This window comes from Myceligenerans halotolerans (genome assembly GCF_054782975.1).
In genome coordinates, this window is sequence record NZ_BAAGRL010000057.1 from 18,871 (window position 1) to 37,571 (window position 18,701).

At 72.8% G+C, this 18,701-nt stretch carries 14 protein-coding genes and 1 pseudogene; 6 read left to right on the forward strand and 9 right to left on the reverse strand.

Features of this window, described 5'->3' with window-relative positions; genetic code table 11:
- Nucleotides 1–29 precede the first annotated feature (29 nt).
- The 7 genes from ACYVK5_RS24005 to ACYVK5_RS24035 form a co-directional block, all read right to left on the reverse strand.
- Complete coding sequence (locus ACYVK5_RS24005) at nt 30–1,886, reverse strand: glycosyl hydrolase family 18 protein (protein WP_460708503.1); 1,857 nt, start codon at nt 1,884–1,886, stop codon at nt 30–32.
- 175 nt (nt 1,887–2,061) lie between these two features.
- A complete protein-coding gene (locus ACYVK5_RS24010) occupies nt 2,062–4,419 on the reverse strand; it encodes a glycosyl hydrolase family 18 protein (RefSeq protein WP_460708504.1) in 2,358 nt (785 codons plus the stop codon).
- A 268-nt stretch (nt 4,420–4,687) separates the two neighbouring features.
- Nucleotides 4,688–6,757, reverse strand: coding sequence for a helix-turn-helix transcriptional regulator (locus tag ACYVK5_RS24015; RefSeq protein ID WP_460708505.1), 2,070 nt, complete (start codon nt 6,755–6,757; stop codon nt 4,688–4,690).
- A 107-nt stretch (nt 6,758–6,864) separates the two neighbouring features.
- A complete protein-coding gene (gene dtd, locus ACYVK5_RS24020) occupies nt 6,865–7,290 on the reverse strand; it encodes a D-aminoacyl-tRNA deacylase (RefSeq protein WP_460708506.1) in 426 nt (141 codons plus the stop codon).
- A 249-nt stretch (nt 7,291–7,539) separates the two neighbouring features.
- Nucleotides 7,540–8,775, reverse strand: coding sequence for an asparaginase (locus ACYVK5_RS24025; protein ID WP_460708507.1), 1,236 nt, complete (start codon nt 8,773–8,775; stop codon nt 7,540–7,542).
- The gene (locus ACYVK5_RS24030; RefSeq protein WP_460708508.1) at nt 8,775–9,101 is read right to left on the reverse strand and encodes a DUF2516 family protein; all 327 of its coding nucleotides are present in this window, start codon (nt 9,099–9,101) and stop codon (nt 8,775–8,777) included. The genes ACYVK5_RS24025 and ACYVK5_RS24030 overlap by 1 nt, the downstream gene beginning before the upstream one ends.
- A 378-nt stretch (nt 9,102–9,479) precedes the next feature.
- A complete protein-coding gene (locus ACYVK5_RS24035) occupies nt 9,480–9,851 on the reverse strand; it encodes a DsrE family protein (protein WP_460708509.1) in 372 nt (123 codons plus the stop codon).
- Nucleotides 9,852–9,985: 134 nt separating this feature from the next.
- On the opposite strand from ACYVK5_RS24035, the gene ACYVK5_RS24040 reads away from it, so the two are divergent.
- From ACYVK5_RS24040 to ACYVK5_RS24050, 3 genes are all read left to right on the forward strand, one after another.
- On the forward strand, nt 9,986–10,543 hold the full coding sequence (locus ACYVK5_RS24040) for a heme-binding beta-barrel domain-containing protein (protein WP_460708510.1): 558 nt from the start codon (nt 9,986–9,988) through the stop codon (nt 10,541–10,543).
- Nucleotides 10,544–10,797: 254 nt separating this feature from the next.
- Nucleotides 10,798–11,979 carry a CAF17-like 4Fe-4S cluster assembly/insertion protein YgfZ gene (gene ygfZ, locus ACYVK5_RS24045; RefSeq protein WP_460708511.1) on the forward strand — a complete coding sequence of 394 codons (1,182 nt, stop codon included), beginning with the start codon at nt 10,798–10,800 and terminating at the stop codon, nt 11,977–11,979.
- Nucleotides 11,980–11,989: 10 nt separating this feature from the next.
- Nucleotides 11,990–13,111: an FUSC family protein gene (locus ACYVK5_RS24050; RefSeq protein ID WP_460708512.1), complete on the forward strand. Its 1,122-nt coding sequence runs from the start codon at nt 11,990–11,992 to the stop codon at nt 13,109–13,111.
- Between the two features lie 132 nt (nt 13,112–13,243).
- Here ACYVK5_RS24050 and ACYVK5_RS24055 read toward each other — a convergent pair whose 3' ends face one another.
- A complete protein-coding gene (locus ACYVK5_RS24055; protein ID WP_460708513.1) occupies nt 13,244–13,984 on the reverse strand; it encodes a hypothetical protein in 741 nt (246 codons plus the stop codon).
- Between the two features lie 240 nt (nt 13,985–14,224).
- On the opposite strand from ACYVK5_RS24055, the gene ACYVK5_RS24060 reads away from it, so the two are divergent.
- Both ACYVK5_RS24060 and ACYVK5_RS24065 read left to right on the forward strand, forming a co-directional pair.
- Nucleotides 14,225–15,070: a winged helix-turn-helix transcriptional regulator gene (locus tag ACYVK5_RS24060; RefSeq protein ID WP_460708514.1), complete on the forward strand. Its 846-nt coding sequence runs from the start codon at nt 14,225–14,227 to the stop codon at nt 15,068–15,070.
- Nucleotides 15,071–15,148: 78 nt separating this feature from the next.
- Nucleotides 15,149–16,111 carry an alpha/beta fold hydrolase gene (locus ACYVK5_RS24065; protein WP_460708515.1) on the forward strand — a complete coding sequence of 321 codons (963 nt, stop codon included), beginning with the start codon at nt 15,149–15,151 and terminating at the stop codon, nt 16,109–16,111.
- 88 nt (nt 16,112–16,199) lie between these two features.
- On the opposite strand, the gene nth is transcribed toward ACYVK5_RS24065, so the two are convergent.
- Nucleotides 16,200–16,937, reverse strand: a complete 738-nt coding sequence (gene nth, locus ACYVK5_RS24070; protein WP_460708516.1) for an endonuclease III — start codon at nt 16,935–16,937, stop codon at nt 16,200–16,202.
- 199 nt (nt 16,938–17,136) lie between these two features.
- On the opposite strand from nth, the pseudogene ACYVK5_RS24075 reads away from it, so the two are divergent.
- Nucleotides 17,137–18,651 (forward strand): annotated as a pseudogene (locus tag ACYVK5_RS24075) (MmgE/PrpD family protein); the annotation flags it as partial.
- Between the last annotated feature and the right edge of the window lie 50 nt (nt 18,652–18,701).

An 18,701-nucleotide genomic window follows, 5' to 3' on the forward strand; every position in this document is an offset into this window, starting at 1 on the left:
CGGCAGCGGCCGGTCAGCGGGTCAGCGGGTCAGCAGGCCCCCAGGTCCTCCCACGGGCCCCACTCGCCGGTGCCCGGGGTGTCGCCCTGGGTCCACCACTTGGCGCGCCAGGCGTTGCCGCCGTACTCGACCTCGTCGCCGCCCGTGTAGGCCGTGGTGCTGTTCCAGGCCGCCGGGCAGTCGCCCGTGCCGGGGTCGTCGGTCGGGTCGGGGTCGGGATCGCCGGAGCATTCCCCGAGGTCCGCCCAGACGTCGGCGCTGCCCGGGGTCTCGCCCTGCGTCCACCACTTGGCCTCCCACTCGTGGCCGTTGTACGACGCGGTGTCACCGCCCGTGTACACGGTCGACGCGCTCCACGGCGCCGAGGCGCAGTCGTCCGACGGCGGATCGGTCGGGTCGTCCGTCGGGTCGTCCGTGGGATCGTCCGTCGGGTCGTCCGTGGGATCGTCCGTCGGGTCCGGGCCGGGATCGCCCGAACCGAACTCGGCGACCACCGCGGCGGGAAGGTCGCCGGTCTCGTCGCCCGACAGCTCCCACCACATGGCGCCGCTGAGGCCCTGGTCCTTGATCCACCGCGCCTTCTGCGTGACGGACTGCGGGGTGTCGAGGCTCCACCACTGCGTGCCGTCGTACCGCCAGGCAGCGCCGACCTGCTCGTCGAAGTACTCGGTGCCGAGGTTCTTCAGGATGTCGTAGTCCTCGTTGCCGGCCTCGTAGGTGCCGGGCGCCGCACCGGTGGCGCTGCCCCAGGCCTCCGACTGGGTCACTCCCGTCCAGCCGCGGCCGTACATCGCCAGGCCGAGCGTGAGCTGCGCCGGGTCGATTCCGTTGCCCGTGTACTCCGCGAGGGACTCCTCGATGTTGAACTGCCGGGACGGCTCGCGCGGGTCCGCCGGGTCCGGGTACAGGTTGCCCTGGTGCCCGGTGAGGTCGGCGTCCCAGGCTCCGTGCAGGTCGTAGCCCTGCAGGTTGCCGAAGTCGAGCGAGTCGAAGATCTGCGGGTCGTTCCAGCCACCCGCGGTGATGTCCTCCGGGTTCGCCGGGAGGAAGGCCGTCAGCTCGTAGTCCTCACCGGTCTGCGCGCCGTAGGCGTCCAGCTGGCTGCGGAACTCGGCGAGCAGCGCCTTGAAGTTCGCCGCGTCGTTCTCCGGGTCGACATGGTTGCCCGTGTTGCCGTTCGGTGAGCCGGGCCACTCCCAGTCGATGTCGATCCCGTCGAACACGCCGGCGGCCGAACCGGGGCCGCCACGACCGTCGATCACGGGCAGGTTGCCCTTGATGTACTGGTCGATGCAGGAGGACACGAAGTTCGCCCGGGACTCCGGCGTCGCCGCGGCCAGCGAGAAGTTCTTCGACCAGGTCCAGCCGCCGAGCGAGATCATCACCTTGAGGTCCGGGTGCTGCTCCTTCAGCTGCTTGAGCTGGTTGAAGGAGCCGGCCAGCGGCTGGTCCCAGGTGTCGGCCACGCCGGACACCGAGTCCGCCGCGGTGTAGCCCATGCCGTAGTCGGCCCAGGCGTCGCCGGCGCCGTCGGACCCGTTCGGCCCGTCACCCTGCGCCTTGTTCGCCTCGAAGCACTCGAGGGTCTCGTGGTGGATGTTGCCGAACGCGTAGTTGATGTGGGTCAGATCGTCGGCGATCCCCGCCTCGACGATGTCCTTGACCTGGTAGTCGCGCCCGTACACGCCCCATTGCGTGAAGTAGGCGACGTTGCGGTAGCCGTTCACGGACGTGGTCCCGACCTCCGGCTCCTCCGCGTTCGCGGTGGTGGCCAGCGCGGTGAGCGCCCCGGCGCCCGCGACGGCGAGCGCCGCGAGGCTCGCGACGACGGTGCGTCGCTTCCTCCGTCGGGCGCTCGACGGCGCCTGGCTGTGCTGCAACTCCATGAGGGGTCTCCTTCGTCCTCGTTTCCGGCCGTCGGCCGGCTGGTCCTTCGGTGTCCGGCCTGGTGTCCGGGCTCCTGGTCGGTACTGGTGCTGGTTGCTGGTGGTGTGGCCGGCCCTGGTGCCCGGTTCGCTCCGGGCCGGCCACCGTCCGTCGTGGATCCGTGCGTTCACGCACTCACGGGTCGACGACGGTCACGCCGCGCGGGTGGTCGTAGGTGGTCGCGTAGTCGGTGCCGTCGATCGTCACGACCACGTTGGAGAACTGCGCCACCGGCAGCGCCCACTTGAGGTTGTTCGTGATCGACCCGCCCGCGGGGATACCGCCGGCCGGGACCGTGAACGTCGCGGTGTGGAAGTCCGCGCCGAGCCCGCCCACGTTGGGGCCGGATCGTCCCGGCGTCGTCGTCGTGCCGAGCCCGGACCAGTCGCTCATCGCGCCGGTGTCGGTCGTGGCGTACTGGAAGGTCACGGTCGCCCCGGCGGGGACGGCGGTGTCCGAGCGGTTGTGGAACAGTACCTTCGGCGCGATCGGGTAGTTGTTGTCGCCGAGCGCGAAGTCCGTGTACTCGAGGTCGACGTCGAGCGCCTCGCCCGGCGTCGTCCCGTTCGCCTTGGTGCTGCCGTAGGCCGGCACGCCCGACAGCTTCGAGTGCAGCAGGTCGGTGAGCGTCGAGCCCATCTCGTACTGCCCCTTGGCCTGGTTGTAGCCGTAGTCACCGGCGAGCTCCCAGATCATCACGCCGCCGAGCCCGGCGTCGGCCACGTAGTCGGCCTTCTCGCCGATAGCCCACTCCGCGTCGCCGGACAGGAACGTGCTGGTCTCGGCGTTCCACCACCACTCGTTCTTGGTGACGTCATCGGTCAGGTGCGTGTAGCTGCCCTCGATGGTGCCCGGCACGCCGTACGCGTCGGTGTAGTCCCCGACGACGCCGTCGGCCAGGTTCTTCACGTGCCAGATCGGGTTCACTCCGGCGGGTACCGGGCTTCCGGTCGGGTCCGTGTCGTACCAGAGGTTGTCGATGCCGTCCGCACCGTGCCCGCAGGCGTTGTTGGTGCCGGGCGGGCAGGTGTAGCCCGACGGCGGCACCGCGGTCCCGCCCATGCCGTTCGTCCCGCCGGTCACTCCCTGGAACCCGCGCGTGTAGTAGGGCACGCCGAGGTTGATCCGGCCGGCCTGCATGGCACCGCGGAAGTAGTGCGCGGCCCAGTCGCCGTTGAGGTAGCCGATGCCGTCGTAAGCCGTGTAGACACCGCCGGCGACGAGCTCCGGGTCCTTGCCGTCGTCGTACAGCGCGGCGTTCCCGCCCACGTACTTGTTCCAGGCCCCGTGCAGGTCGTAGGTCATCATGTTGACGTAGTCGACGTACTCGGTGATCTGGTGGACCTCCATCCCCCGCAGCAGCCAGCCGGACGACGGCGTGGCCGTGGTGAGCATGTAGTACTCGCCGTCCTCGGCCCCGGCGGCGTCGAGGTGCTCGCGGAGTGTCTTCATGAGCGCGACGTAGCCCTCGAAGAGCTCGCCGCGCCGGGCGTTCGAGAACTCGAAGTCCAGCGGGTTGCCGGCGTCGTTGTTCGACGTCGGGTACTCGTAGTCGATGTCGATCCCGTCGAACCCGTACTCGCGGACGAATTCCACGACCGACTCGGCGAAGACGTCGATGCGCTCCTGCGAGTCGGTCGTCGTGTAGAAGCCGCCCGACGCGACACGTTCCCCGTCGCCGTCGAAGTAGCCGCCGGTCTCGGCCCAGCCGCCGACGGCGGGGATGACCTTCACGCCGGGGTGCTGCTCCTTGTACCGACGCAGCAGGTTGAAGTGCCCGGTGTAGGGCAGGGCAGGATCCATCTCGGCGCCCTCGACGCCCGGCCACGTCATGTCGGTGGCGGGGTTCCCGGCCACGTCGGCGTTGACCGACACCCGGTAGTCCTCGCCGACGTGCGCGAACGCGTAGTTGATGTGGCTCACGGACTCCCACGGGATGTCGCTCGCCAGGTAGGCGGGCTGGTCGCCGGTGCCGGTGCGCCAGCTCGTGAAGTAGCCGATCACGCGGCGGTCGAGGCCGTTCGGCAGGGCCTCGCGGCCGTCCGTGTCGTAGACGTCGCAGTACGGGGTGTCGACGCCGGGCGTGGGGGCCATGCCGTCCGGGCGGCAGACCTCGTCGGGGTTCGTGCCCGCCGGCGGGTCGGTGGGCTCGTCCGTCGGCTCGTCGGTCGGTTCGTCCGTCGGTTCGTCGGTGGGTGTCGGCGTCGGCTCAGGCGCACCGCACTCGCCCTGGTCCTCCCAGGGGCCCCACTGCGCGGCGCCCGGGGTCTCTCCCAGGGTCCACCACTTGGCACGCCAGTTGTGCCCGTCGTACGAGGCGACGTCGTCGGCGACGTACACCGCTGAGGACGACCACGGGGTGGCGCACTCGACGGCCGCGGCCTGTGGCGCGGCGGCCGTGGCGGCCACGCCGCCGCCGGTGACCGCCAGCGCGACCGCGAGCGCGATACCCCGCCAGGCCCGCTGTCGTCGTCGTGTGTGTTCGGTCTTCATGGCCCCTACCTCTCCTCGTCCCCCTAAAAGTAAGGAGAGGTTCCTTTTTAAGGAATCCGTGATCTCCACAATGGCGGCCCGAGAATCCGGACCGCCATACGGGAAACCCCGTATCGCGGGGTGCCGGCCAGTCCGGCGTCGTGTCGTCGGTCCGACGTCGAGCGGTCGTCGGCAACCCGAGACGCCGACCGCTCGACATCCGACCGAACGTGCGCCATCGGGCCGGCCGACGGCATGCCGCATCCACCCGGTCAGACGCCGTCAGGGGTCACGCCGTGCGGTAGGCCAGGACGGCCAGTTCCGTGCGGGAGCGGACGCCGAGCTTGCGGAACACCCGGCCCAGGTGCACCTCGACCGTGCGCACCGAGACGTAGAGCCGCTCCGCGACCTGGCGGTTCGTCCGTCCTTGCGCGACGAGCCGGGCCACGTCGAGCTCCCGTTCCGTGAGCAGCTCGCCCCAGTGCGCGAAGCGGTCGGGGACCGTCTCGGCCACCCGCACCTCGCGCCCCTGCCGCTCGAGGTCGAGACGCGTCACATTCTCGGCGGTGGGGGCCTCGGCGGCGCCGTTCCCGGCGGGGTTCTCCGCCGCGCCGTTCCCGGCCTGCCGCCCGCTCCTCCGGGCCGTACCCGGCGACGGACGCCGGTCCGGGAGGAAGGCCAGCGCGCCGGATTCCACGAACAGCGCCCGCGCCGCCAGCAGATGTGCGGAGGCCTCGGAGTCGTGCCCGTGCCGCTCGAGCGCCCGCGCGATCACCATCTCGGTCAGGCCGCGTTCGAACGTGGACCCCACGACCTGCGACACCTCGATCGCCCGCTCCGCCGCGCGCTGGAGCACGCTCGGCTCCGAGAGTGCCACCTCGGCCCGCGCCAGGTCGAGTTTCATGCGCAGGCCGGCGACGCGTGGAGCAGGGCCGAGCACCGCCGCACGCAGCTGAGCCAGGTGGCGCCGGGCGGCGCGCTGCTGGCCGGCGCGCACGAAGAGCTCGACCGGGTCCGGGGTCGGGAGCCACCATGCGCGCAGCTCGGCCCCACCGCGCTCGGCGGCCAGGCAGAGAAAGGTCGCGGCCTGCACGTCCTGTCCGGCGCGCGTGGCCTCGACCGCCTTGTCGCCGAGCTGGGCCGCCCGTACGACGCCGGCGGCCGCCCCCGCGGATGCCGCCTCCAGCGCCCGCGTCGTCGCGCTCACGCCGCCCGTCCGCACCAGGTCGAGCCGGCGCGCCAAGGCCACGCCGAGCCCGCCGAACGCGAGGGCGACGGGGAGCCGGCACGCGGCGTCGCCGAGCACGCCGGCGGCCCGGTCGAGCTCACCCGAACGCATCGCGACCAGCGCCTGCACCACCCGGAGATGCGCCTCGACCAGCGGTGTCACGCAACCCGGCGCCTCGAACCAGCAGCCGGAGCGGCGCGCGGGCGCGACGTCGGGCAGCACCTCGGCGAGGATCGCCGCGGCCTTCTCCGGGTCGGCGTGGGCGACCGCGAGCGCGCCGACCGCGGCACGCAGCGCGGCACGATCGTGCTCGGACTCGACGACGTCCGCCAGCCCGGGGTCCGGGTCGCCGTCGCGCAGGGCCAGTGCCGCGGTGAGCGCCGGGACGGCGTCGCCCGCCTGCCGCGCGAAGGAGACGGCGTCGTGCACGTGGCCGCCGAGCAGGGCTGCGCGGCTCGCGACAGCGCTGGCACGCCGGTGCGTGTCGCCCGCGCCCTGGCTTACGGCCTCGCGCGCCACCTCGTGCGCGCGGGCCGTGTCGCCGCAGGCCAGGTGCCGCTCCGCGAGTTCGACGAGGCCGTCGGCGAGCAGCGCGTCGCCCTCCATCGTGCTCAGCGCCGTGTGCCAGAGGGCCACCTCGGCCCGCCCGGAGCCGCGCAGCACGTTCGCCAGTCCGACGTGCACGGCCGTCCGCGCGGCGAGGTCGGCGTCGTCGTGCACGATCTGCCGGACCCTCTGATCGCGGAAGGAGAACCGGCCTCCCACCAGGTGCAGGTGGTCACCGGCCGGGCCGGAGACCAGGTCGTCGATGTCGGCTCCGGCGGCGGCGAGCAGCACGTCGGCACGATCGACCACGGCGACCGCGGCGGTGAGCAGGATGCGGCGTGTGTCCTCGTCCAGGCCGGACAGGCCGGGACAGGCCGCCCTGGCGGCCGGGACGGCGGGCAACGGATCCGGGAGCAGGGCCGCACCGGTCAGATGCTCGCTATGGAGAATGTTCTCGAGCTCCGCTCGAGCCTCGGGGTCGCCTTCGACCATGTCGGACAGGGCGGCCGAGACGTGCGGCGCGACGGCGCGGCGCTGCGTCCCGGTCGTGGACTCTTCCGTACGAGCTGATATGGCGGAAGCCATCACGCCTCCCGATTTGTTCACGACGGGAACAAGTATGCACCCCAGATATTTCACCCGGGTGAATCAGTTGGTCGGGCGTCCACGCCACGACCAGCCATACGACCCGGTCAGGCGTCCAGGAGAATCGTCACCGGCCCGTCGTTCACGAGGTCCACCGTCATGTCCGCGCCGAAGCGGCCGGTCGCCACCTCCAGCCCCCGGGAGCGCAGTTCCTCGACGACGGCGTCCACCAGCGGCTCGGCGACCGGCCGCGGGGCCGCCGCGTTCCAGGTGGGCCGCCGGCCCTTGCGCGCGTCCCCGTACAGCGTGAACTGACTGACCACCAGGACGGGTGCACCGGCGTCGACGGCGGAGCGCTCGTCGCGCAGGATGCGCAGTTCGGCGATCTTGCGGGCGATGGTCGCGACCTGCTCGGGGCCGTCGTCGTGCGTCGCCCCGACCAGGGCCAGCAGCCCCGGCCGGTCGATCTTCCCGACGATCTCGCCGCCGACGGTCACGCTCGCGCGCGTCACGCGCTGGATCACGGCTCTCATGCGGGCGATCCTAGGAGGTCGCACAAGACCGCGGAGGAGACGCCGTCGGCCCGCAGGCTGCGCTCGGTCGGCCCGACGCCGAGCAATCGGCCCCATGTCGAGCGGTCGGTCACTCAGGCGACCGATCGCTCGACATCGGACCGACCACGCGACTCCAGCCGACCCCATCTGCGGCTGGCACCCCGCAGAACGCGTGCGGCAGCGGCACGGTCGCCGTCCGGACCGCGGACGCGCGGCGCCGGGCCCGCGCTACGCGAACGGCACCTCGACGCTGCCCACCGGATGGCCGCCGCCCAGCACCGGGACGTCGCCCATCGCGTCCAGGGCGGCCAGATCCACGCCCGGGACGTCGGCCGCGCCCGCCAGCCGGAGCGCGGCGGCCAGGATCGCGGGTCGCGGCCGGGGACCGCCGTCGAGCACCTTGAACGCGACCGCCGAGCCGTCCGGCAGGCCCGCACCGTAGACGCCGTCGGCCCCGTCCTTCGCGACGAGCCCCGGGACCGCCCGCATCGCGAGCGTCGCCTCACGACCCTCGCCGCCGACCATCTCGGGGTGTGCGTTCATCGCGTGAGCCACCCGCGCCGCGACGTCGTCCGGCGCGCCGGCGATCTGGCCGAAGGCCCTGGCCAGGCCCGACAACGTGGTGCTGAACAGCGGGGCACCGCAGCCGTCGACGGTGGCGTGGGCCGGTTCGACGCCGGTCAGCCGGGTGAACCACTCGCGGATCTCCACCTGCACCGGATGCTCGGCCTCGAGGTAGTCCTCACGTGACCAGCCGTTGACCACACAGGTCGCGAGCATCCCGGCGTGCTTGCCGGAGCAGTTCTGCGCGATCGGCGCGGGCCCGGGACCGTCGCCTTCCTCGACGTGGTCCGCCATCTGCCACGCGAACGCCGACGGCGCGTGCAGCGGCATGTCGGGAGTGTTCCGCAGGTCGTCGGTGGTGAGCCCGGCGCGGCTCAGGATCTCCCGCACGCCCGCACGGTGGACGGGCTCGCCGTTGTGGCTCGCCGCGACCAGCGCGACCAGGGGGTCCGGGAGGTCGAGGCCGTTGTCCAGCATCGCGAGCGCCTGGATCGGCTTGGCCGACGACCGGGGCCAGATCACCACGTCAGGGTCGCCGACCGCGAGCCGCACCCCGCCGTCGGGGCCGAGGACCACCAGGTGTCCCAGATGAACGGACTCCACGAGCCCACCGCGCAGGACGTGCGCCAACGGCGCCGCCGCGTCGGCCACGGTCTGGCCGGCGGTTTCCCTGTCCGACGACGAGGCCCCGCCTGACGCTCGCACGGGGTCCGCGGAGCGAACCGTCCCCGCGCCGGGGTCCGACGCCGTCGCACCTGAGGTTCGTGCCGTTCTCAACGACGCGGGCGTGCCCGACGGCGGAGCGGCGGCCGACGACGAGGCCTCGCCTGCGCCGGGGCCCGATGCCGAGATGGTGTCCGACGACGAGACGGTGTCCGACGACGGCGCCTCGGAATGCATCACCATCCGCCGCCGGGCCCGCCGGGGCGCTGCGGGCCGCTGCCCGTGCCGTACCGCAGGAGGCGCGGGCGCACGTCGACCCAGTAGATGGCGGCGGGGACGACGGCGACCAGATTGAGGAAGACCCCGATCATGCCCAGCGCGCCGAGCAGTGCCACCACCCCGGCGAATCCGAGGATGAGCAGCCATTTCGTCTTGTCGAGCTTGCCCTCGGAGCGGTAGCCCTGGTCGGGCCGCCGCCCGGCGTCGAGGAGCGCGATCACGAGCGCGATCAGGACGCCCCAGCCGATGATCAGCGTCACGATTCCTTGGAGGGAGAAGAACACGCCCCGAGCCTACGGCAGAGCACCCCTCCCGAGGACCCCTGGTCACCTACCGCCGAACCGCACTCCGACATCGCTTGCGGCCGCCGAGCCGCACGGTGAATCGTTCAAACCCCGTGTTTGAACGATTCACCGTGCGGCTCGGCAACCGGAACCGGAACCAGACTGCGGCTCGGCACCCGGAACCGGCATCGACCTGCGGTTCGGCGGCTGCAACCGGCATCGACCTGCAGTTCGGCAAGCGGAACCGGCATCTGGCGGCGGTTCGGGGGGCGTGGATCGAGGGGCGCAGGCAGAACATGGGTCACACGCGCGGCCGCCAGACCACAGCCCAGCACGATCCGGTTGCGACAGCGATCCCCAGGGGCAGCACCCTGCCAGTCAGTACATGAGCGCCTGGGCGTCCGGGCGGAGGATCTCCTCGACGAAGACCGGGGATCCGGCGATGCGGATGCCGGTGAGGATGTCGTCGGGCCCGATCTCGCGCCGCGCCGCGCACTGCGTGCAAAGGGTGACCGTGCCCGCGGCGATGACTGCCTCCAGCAGGTCCGGCAACGGGGCCGCGTGCTCCAGTTCCAGTTCGGCCGCCCGGCCGGGCAGCGCGAACCACGACGCCTCGCCCGCGAGCCACAGGCTCACCTCGGCTCCGGCGGCCACCGCGGTGGCGGCGACCGTGAACGCCTGGTTGACGGTCTCGGGCCGGTCGAGACCCGAGGTGGTCTTGATCACGAGGGGCCGGTGCGTGTCGGTCATGATGGTTAGGATCGCACCATGCACGACTACCAGGCGCTCGAAGGCGTGTTCATCGGCCTCCTCGTGGCCGCCGTCCTGACCATTACCTGGTTCGCCGGGTACACGGTCTACAAGCTCTTCTCCGGCCAGCGCTGATGCCCTTCGCGTTCCCCGAGGGCCTCGCGCCAGAGGTGTACCCGCTGGCCTGGCTGGTGGGCACGTGGAGCGGCAGCGGCGTCATCGACCATCCCGCGGTCGGCAAGAAGCCGTTCACGCAGGAGCTCACGTTCGACCACGACGGCGGCCCGTACCTCCGCTTCGAGTCGACGCTCCGCGTCGCAACCGGCGAGCCCACCGCGGCTCCGACGACCGACGACGACGGCACCGCGTCGGGCGAGACCGTGTGGTCCACCGAGACCGGCTACTGGCGGGTCTCCACCGACCGGCCCGACGGGCTCGAGGAGGACAGGCACCCGCTCGAGGTGGTCGTCGCCGACGCTGCCGGGCGGATGACGTTGTACGTCGGCGCCGTGGGCAACGGCCGTGTCGACCTGGCGAGCGACGCGATCGCGCGCACGTCGACGTCGTCGGACGTGCGCGCCTCGAAGCGCCTGTTCGGCCTCGTCGAGGGCCGCCTCCTCTGGGTCGAGGAACTGGCCGCGTTCGGCGAACCGCTCCGCTCCTACGCGTCGGGCGAACTGGACCGTCGCTAGCTCACGCATGCGGCCCACGGCACTGAGGTTGCCGCGCACACCATGAGCTTCTCGCGCATCGGCCGGGATGAAGTCGCGGCAAGGCCATCCGGGGGGCGGCAACCTCGTGGTCGCGGTGATCAAGCGGCCTGCACCGGGCGACGCCATGCCGCGATAGCCTCGTGGTCGCGGCTGTCAGGCTGCCTGTGCCGGGAGACACTGTCGAGAGCGGGAATTCGCGCATCGGCCGGGACGCTGTGGAGAAGGTGAATGACGTGACCACGTACGCAAGCCCTTTGCTCGCCCGATCGGGAGCCGTCGCGGCGACCGGTCCCGATGAGGGAGTCGCCTGGCACTACGGCGATCCGGTGGCCGAGCAGCGCGCCCTGGAGCAGGGCGGCGCCGTCGTCGACCAGTCCCACCTCGGTGTCGTGCGCGTGGCCGGGCCGGACCGACTCGGCTGGCTGCACTCGATCACGTCCCAGGACGTCGAGCACCTGCGCCCGCGTGAGTCCACGGAGCTGCTCGTCCTCTCGCCGCAGGGGCACGTCGAGCACGCGGCCGGCGTCGTCGACGACGGCGAAGCCACCTGGCTGATCACCGAGCGCGCCTCCGCCCCCGGCCTCGCGGCCTGGCTCGAGCGCATGAAGTTCATGATGCGCGTCGAGATCGAGGACCTCACGGGCAGGTACGCCGCGATCGGCGAGGCCGTCAATGCCGAGGGCACCGCGGACGAGCCCGTCACCTGGCACGACACCTGGCCGCACGTGGTCGGCGGCGGCACGCGGTACGGACCGCCCGAGGCCGAGCACCCCGGGGCGGACCGGCACTGGCGTCTCGTCCTGGTGCCCGCCGAGGCCCTGGCCGACGAGATCGCCGCCCGCGAGGCCGCCGGCTGGCGGCTCGCGGGGACCTGGGCGACCGAGGCGCTGCGCGTCGAGGCATGGCGGCCGCGTCTCGGGCGCGAGGTCGACGAGCGGAGCATCCCCCACGAGCTCGACTGGCTGCGCACCGCCGTACACCTGGCCAAGGGCTGCTACCGGGGGCAGGAAACCATCGCGCGGGTGCACAACCTCGGCCGGCCTCCGCGCCGCCTCGTGTTCCTCCACCTCGACGGGTCGGGGCACGTGATCCCCGAGCCCGGTGCCGAGGTCCGCCTGCGCCCCGCGGGTACGGACGACGAGGCGGCCCGGGGCGCCGCGGCGCCGGGCAAGGTCGTCGGGAGGCTGACGTCCGTCGCGCGGCACCACGAGCTGGGGCCCGTCGGACTGGCCGTGCTGAAGCGCAACGTCCCGGAGGACGCGGGGCTGCTGGTCGTGTCGGAGGCCGGCGACGACGTCATCGAGGTGGCCGCCGCGCAGGAGACCGTGGTCCCGGGCGAGGGGGTCTCGGCGGACCGGCCGGAGGTGCACGGGCAGCTCACGCGTGGCCTGCGCGGAGGCGACGGCCTCCTGTGACGCGACGGTCTTGAGCGCACTCCCCGGCCCCGCGGACGCGATGTTCCGGCGCGCGCTGCGCGTCCTGGTCCTGCGCACGCGGGCACGACAGGGGTGGACGCGCGTCCGCGCGGGCCTCATCCCGATCGGCCAGGCGGCGGTGGCGGCCGGCCTCGCCTACCTGATCGCGACGCGGATGCTCGGGCACGCGGAGCCGTTCTTCGCACCGGTCGCGGCGTGGCTGTGCCTGGGCTTCTCCTCGCAGCGCGACGTGCGCAAGGTCGCGGAGCTGGCGGTGGGAGTCGCCGTCGGCGTCGGCATGGGCGACCTGATCGTGCACCTCATCGGGTCGGGCTGGTGGCAGCTCACGGTCGTGCTGTTCACCTCCGCGGTGCTCGCGCGGTTCATCGACTCCGGGCCGTTGCTGGTGATCCAGGCCGGGGCGCAGGCGATCATCGTGGTGGGCCTGCCGGCGGCGTCGGGCGGGCCGCTGGGCCGCTGGACGGACGCGCTGGTCGGCGGTGCGGTCGCCCTGCTGGTCGCGGTGCTCGCGCCGGGCGACACCCGGCGCAGGCCCCGCGCCCTCGGCGAGCAGGCTCTGACGGAACTGGCCGAGACCCTGGAGGTCCTCGCGCGCGGGATGCGCGAGCGCGACGCCTCCGAGGCGCGCGCCGCCCTGGTGCGCGGACGGGCGTCCGAGCCGGTGCTCGAGGAGTGGCAGACCGCCGCCCGTGGCGCCCGCGACCTGGCACGCGTGAGCGTGGGGCGCCGTCACAGGGACGAGTTGGGGCGCCTCGAGGAACAGGCCGTGCTGACCGATCGGGCGATGCGTTCCGTACGGGTGCTCGCGCGGCGCGCGGCCGCGGTGGTGGCCGCCGAGGAACTGCACGACATCGGCCCGGTCGCGGATCGGGTCGAGGCGTTCGCGGCAGGCGTGCGGCTGCTCGCGTCCGACGTCGGCCGGGGCGGGGCGGGTCTTCGCGCGCGGGCAGCGCTGGAGCAGACCGCGCACGCGGCGGACCCGCACGCCGTCGGCGCCGGCGACTGGCAGGTGCAGTCGCTGGTCATGCTGCTGCGCTCACCCCTGGTGGACATGCTGGAGGCGACCGGTACCGGCCCGGAGAAGGCCCGCGCCGCGCTGCCGGAGCTGTAGGAGATCGCGCGGGTGAGCGCACCTGGCCACGACCTCCGGGCTGCAGCCCTCGCTGCCGAGGACGCCGTTTCCTGTGGCGAGAACGGTTTCGATCGACGGGGACGGAGTTCTCGACGGGACGGCCCCGCCGTCCTACAGGATGACCAGGCGCCCGACCACGAAGACGAACATCCCGGTCACCGTGACGGGGACCGTGGCCGCCGACAACCCGGCGAGCTTCCCGGTCAGGGCGGGCAGGCGCTCCAGGAGCAGGTGGAGGCCGCCCACGACGATCCCGGCCACGGCGCCCGTCCACGCCCCGCTGACGGTGTCCATGGCCGGGAGCAGGGTCGCCACGCCCCCGCCCGTCACGACCGCCGCGACGACCGCCACCACGAGTGCCCGCCAGCCCTTCAGCGGCAACGCGGCCGACGCGGCGGCGATGGCCAGGGCGAACGCGGCGGTCGCCACGAGCATCGCACCGGCTTCGGTGCGCGCGGCGGCGACCCAGCCCGCCGCGCACACGACGACGACGATCCCGGACACGGTTCCCGTCACGGACTCGGTCAGGCGCCGGCGGCCGTCGCGGCGCATCATCTCCGCGAGGAATGCCAGGACGAACGCGATCGCGATGATCATCGGCAGGTGCCGCAGCACGGGCTCGCTCGGCGTGTACCAGGTCGCGGCGGCCGCGCCGAGCCCGCTGAGCAGCACCACGAGCCGGGACCCTCCCGGCGCCGGGAGCCGCAGCATGCTCGGCCAGCCGAGAGCGACCAGGATCACCAGCAACCCGATCACGCCGACGAGGGGCAGCGGGCGGGGTTCGAGGTAGGCGCCGGCTGCCACGGCCGCGGCCAGCACGGCGGTCGTCACGGCACGGGATGACACAGACACGTCCCAGAGTGTTCCAGATGGCCGAGTCCCGGCGCGCGGACACCACGGGGCTCCCCGGGGACACTTTTCACCCCGGCGCGGATCGCGCGACCACCGGGCACGACGTGCAACGCTTGCTTCACCACGTGTTCGCGCGCCCTGACATCGCCGATCGTGTCCAGGAAAAGGCCGTGTAACATGCACGCAACAAGCAACAAGGCAGACTTCCGCAGAGCCTGACCGGCGAGAGGAGGTGCGTCGATGGCAGAGTTGTTGATCCTCACACCCGCCAACGGCGGATCGGCTGACGTACTCCCCGCCCTGGGACTTCTGTCGCACCGGGTGCGTGTACTTCCCATGGAACCGTCCGCACTCGTGGACGCTCCGGACGCCGATGTCGTTCTGCTCGACGCGCGCCGCGACCTCGTCGCCGCCCGCACCACCTGTCGACTGCTGCACGCCACGGGACTGACCGTTCCGCTGGTCCTGGTCCTCACGGAGGGTGGCCTCACCGTCGTCACGCACGAGTGGGGCGCCGACGATCTCCTGCTGGAGTCGGCCTCCCCTGCCGAGGTCGAGGCCCGGCTGCGGCTGGTCGTCGAACGGTCGGCGCACGGACCGGCCGAGGATTCGCAGCAGGAGATCGCCGCGGGTGAGCTCGCGATCGACGCGGGCGGCTACACCGCTCGCCTGCGCGGCCGCCCGATCGACCTGACCTACAAGGAGTTCGAGCTTCTCAAGTACCTGGTGCAGCATCCGGGCCGGGTCTTCACCCGCGCGCAGCTCCTCCAGGAGGTCTGGGGCTACGACTACTACGGCGGCACCCGCACGGTGGACGTCCATGTGCGGCGGCTGCGCGCCAAGCTCGGTCCCGAGCACGAGCAGCTCATCGGTACCGTCCGCAACGTCGGCTACCGCTTCGACCCGCCCAAGGAGCGCGTCGCCGAGGCTGAGGAGCCCGGCCCCGCGACCCCGAGCGAGAAACCCGGCGAGACCGACAGGCCCGCCGCCGACGCCGCCGAGAAGGCGAGCACGTCCGACGACGGCGCCTCCGCCACGAAGCCCTCGGCAGGTACACAGCGCACGACCCCGCAGTCCCACCGCTGAGCCCGGTCCGAGAAGATCGGACCGGGCACCACCCAGGTTCACCCCGCAGGCCTGCCGCCGAGCGCGTAGGTTCGAACCGTGACCGTGCTGTCCCGGAGTTCGAGCGCTCCCCCGAGCGACGTCGTCGTCGCACTGCCCGACGGGCCGTGGCGGCACGAGATGGTGGCCTCCGGCGGGTCGCGGTTCCATGTCGCGGTCGCCGGCCCGGCCGACCGGCTCGCGCCACTTGTCGTCCTGCTGCACGGCTTCCCGCAGTTCTGGTGGGCATGGCGGCATCAGATCCCCGCGCTGGCGGCGGCGGGCTATCGCGTGGCCGCGATGGACGTGCGGGGCTCCGGGGCGTCGGACAAGCCTCCGGGCGGGTACGACGTCCTGGCCCGCGCGAGCGACGTCGCCGGCGTGGTGCGGTCGCTGGGCCGGGAACGGGCGGTCGTCGTCGGGCACGGCACGGGCGGCATCCTGGCCTGGGGCGTCGCCGCGCTGCATCCACGGGTCGTGGCGGGCGTCGCGGCGCTGGCGGCGCCGCACCCGGCGCGTGTCGCCGTCCCGGGCCGGGCCGCCCTGACTCCGCTGGCCCTCCGACATCTCGCCTTCTACCAGACGCCCACGTTCCCGGAGAGGGCCCTGACCGGCGGCGCCCTGGTCTCGCGGGTCCTCGCCCACGGCGCGGCGGTGCCGTTCGCGCCCGACGACGTGGCCCGGTACCGCGACGTCATGCGCATCCCGTTCGCGGCGCACTCGGCGATGGAGGCGCTGCGCTGGTCGGTGCGCTCCGCGCCGCGCGCCTCGGGGCACCGGCTCCGCGCCGCTGCGCGCCGTCCGCTGACGATCCCCGCCCTCCAGATCCACGGATCCCTCGACAGCCTGGTGCGCCCGGAGGTCGCGGACCTCGACGCGGCCCGCCTGGTGCGGGACTTCCGGTACGACGTTGTCCGGGGGGCCGGCCACTTCCTCCCGGAAGAGGCCCCGGAGGAGGTCACGGAGATCCTGCTGAGCTGGCTCGGTGTGCTGACGGACCGCCACACGCTCTGGGGGTCGTGAGCGGAGCGACTCCGCGCGCCTGGGGGTCGTGAGCGCAGAGACTCCGCACGCTCTCGGGGTTGTGAGCGCAGGGCTCCACCCGCTCGGTTCAGCGCGGTCCGGAGGTGCGGACGAGCGCGGCGGCCGCGATCGGGTCCTGTTCACCCAGGTCCGACGACGGACACCACCGCGCCACCGGGCACGCGCCGCAGGCCGGTCGTTTCGCGTGGCAGATGCGGCGGCCGTGCCAGACGAGGTGGTGGCTGAGCATGGTCCAGTCCTTGGGCGGGAAGAGTTCGCCCACCTCCCGCTCCACCGTCACCGGATCCTGCTCGGTGGTGAACCCGAGACGCCGCGCCAGCCGCCCGAAGTGCGTGTCGACCGTGATGCCGGGCACGCCGAAGGCATTGCCCAGCACGACGTTCGCCGTCTTGCGACCCACCCCCGGCAGTGTCACGAGGTCCTTCAAGCGGCCCGGTACCTCGCCGCCGAACCGCTCGACGAGCGCCTTGCCGAGTCCCATGAGGGCCTTCGCCTTGGCGCGGTAGAACCCGAGCGGCCGGAGGGCATCCTCCAGTTCCTCCGGGTCGGCCGCGGCGTAGGCGGCCGCGTCCGGGTACCTCGCGAAGAGCGCGGGCGTCGCGGCGTTCACCCGCACGTCGGTGGTCTGCGCGCTGAGCACGGTCGCGACCAGCAGCTCCAGCGGCGTGGTGAAGTCCAGTTCGGCCCGCGCGTCCGGGTAGGTCTCGGCCAGCACCCGGTCGATCCGCCGTGCCCGGCGCACGAGCGCGAGCCGGCTCTCGCCGGTCGGGGTGGTCGGGACGCTGACGGTGTCGGGTGTCGTCACGCCAGCCAGAGTATCGACCGACACCGACACCGCCGTGCGGCCACTCCTGCGGTCGGTCCGACCGCAGCGAGGGCTCTCATCCGCGCACGCGAAGTTCGCGCGAAGTTCCGTGGGGTTGCAGGAACCAGCACGTCAGATTCACGGCATAGGCTGGACGACGCTACGACGTCGTATCGGGATTGCATCGGGAGAGCACAAAATGCCGTACACCCATCACCTCCGCGTCTACAAGAGCGCGGAGAGCCTCGAGCGCAAGGACCAGCTCGCGTGGAAGCTCGCGGAACTCGCGACCGACCCCGTCGCGCCGGTGCCCGAGGTCACCGACATGGTCATCAACCGTGTCATCGACAACGCGGCCGTCGCGGCGGCCAGCCTGACCCGTGGCCCGGGCGTCGCGTCCCGCGCGCAGGCCGTGGCGCATCCGTACGCCCCGGGCGCGACGGTGTCCGGCCTGCCCACCGACCGGACCTACAGCCCGGAGTGGGCGGCCTGGGCGAACGGCGTCGCCGTGCGGGAACTCGACTTCCACGACACGTTCCTCGCCGCCGAGTACTCCCACCCGGGCGACAACATCCCGCCGGTCCTCGCCGTCGCACAGCACGCCGGCGTCGACGGCGCCGCGCTGCTCCGCGGCATCGTCACCGGCTACGAGATCCAGGTCGACCTGGTCAAGGCGATCAGCCTGCACAAGCACAAGATCGACCACGTCGCGCACCTCGGCCCGAGCGCGGCAGCCGGCATCGGCACCATGCTCGGCCTCGACACGGAGACGGTGTTCCAGGCGATCGGCCAGGCGCTGCACACCACGACGGCCACCCGCCAGTCCCGCAAGGGCCAGATCTCCACGTGGAAGGCGCACGCGCCGGCGTTCGCGGGCAAGCTCGCGGTCGAGGCGGTCGACCGCGCGATGCGCGGCCAGACCTCCCCCGAGCCGATCTACGAGGGCGAGGACGGCGTGGTCGCCTGGCTGCTGGACGGCCCGGACGCGGCGTACGACGTCGTCCTCCCGGGCGCGGGTGAGCCCCGCACCGGCATCCTCGACACGTACACCAAGGAGCACTCCGCCGAGTACCAGGCGCAGGCGATCATCGACCTGGCCCGCGCGCTCGGCAACGAGCGGCCCGACCTGCGCGATCCGGCCAACGTCGAGTCCATCGTGCTGCACACGAGCCACCACACGCACTACGTGATCGGCTCGGGCGCGAACGACCCGCAGAAGTACGACCCGACCGCCTCGCGCGAGACGCTCGACCACTCCGTGCCGTACATCTTCACGGTCGCGCTGCAGGACGGCGGCTGGCACCACGTCGACTCGTACGCACCCCGGCGGGCACAGCGCCCCGAGACCGTGGACCTGTGGCACAAGGTCACCACCACCGAGGACCCGGAGTGGACCCGCCGCTACCACTCCACCGACCCGGCCGAGAAGGCGTTCGGCGGCCGCGTGGAGATCACCACCACCTCCGGCGAGACGGTGACCCGCGAGATCGCCGTCGCCGACGCGCACCCGCTCGGCGCCCGGCCGTTCGCCCGCCAGAACTACGTGGCCAAGTTCCGCACGCTGGCCGACGGCGTCCTCGAGGAGGCCGAGATCACGCGCTTCCTCGACCTCGCCGAGCGCCTGCCGGAGCTCACCCCGGCGGAGGTCCGCGAGCTGACGATCGTCGCGCGCCCCGGGCTGCTGGACGACGTCGAGCCCCCGCGCGGGCTGTTCGACATGACGGGTGCCCCGACGACCGGGCGTGCCGCGACCGCCGGCGCGGG

What these genes read in the sequence shown, in the direction of transcription:
- ACYVK5_RS24015 (WP_460708505.1), bottom strand. Translation starts at nt 6,757, where the DNA reads ATGGCTTCCGCCATATCAGCTCGTACGGAAGAGTCCACGACCGGGACG.
- ACYVK5_RS24005 (WP_460708503.1), bottom strand. Translation starts at nt 1,886, where the DNA reads ATGGAGTTGCAGCACAGCCAGGCGCCGTCGAGCGCCCGACGGAGGAAG.
- dtd (WP_460708506.1), bottom strand. Translation starts at nt 7,290, where the DNA reads ATGAGAGCCGTGATCCAGCGCGTGACGCGCGCGAGCGTGACCGTCGGC.
- ACYVK5_RS24025 (WP_460708507.1), bottom strand. Translation starts at nt 8,775, where the DNA reads ATGCATTCCGAGGCGCCGTCGTCGGACACCGTCTCGTCGTCGGACACC.
- ACYVK5_RS24035 (WP_460708509.1), bottom strand. Translation starts at nt 9,851, where the DNA reads ATGACCGACACGCACCGGCCCCTCGTGATCAAGACCACCTCGGGTCTC.
- ACYVK5_RS24040 (WP_460708510.1), top strand. Translation starts at nt 9,986, where the DNA reads ATGCCCTTCGCGTTCCCCGAGGGCCTCGCGCCAGAGGTGTACCCGCTG.
- ACYVK5_RS24060 (WP_460708514.1), top strand. Translation starts at nt 14,225, where the DNA reads ATGGCAGAGTTGTTGATCCTCACACCCGCCAACGGCGGATCGGCTGAC.
- ACYVK5_RS24010 (WP_460708504.1), bottom strand. Translation starts at nt 4,419, where the DNA reads ATGAAGACCGAACACACACGACGACGACAGCGGGCCTGGCGGGGTATC.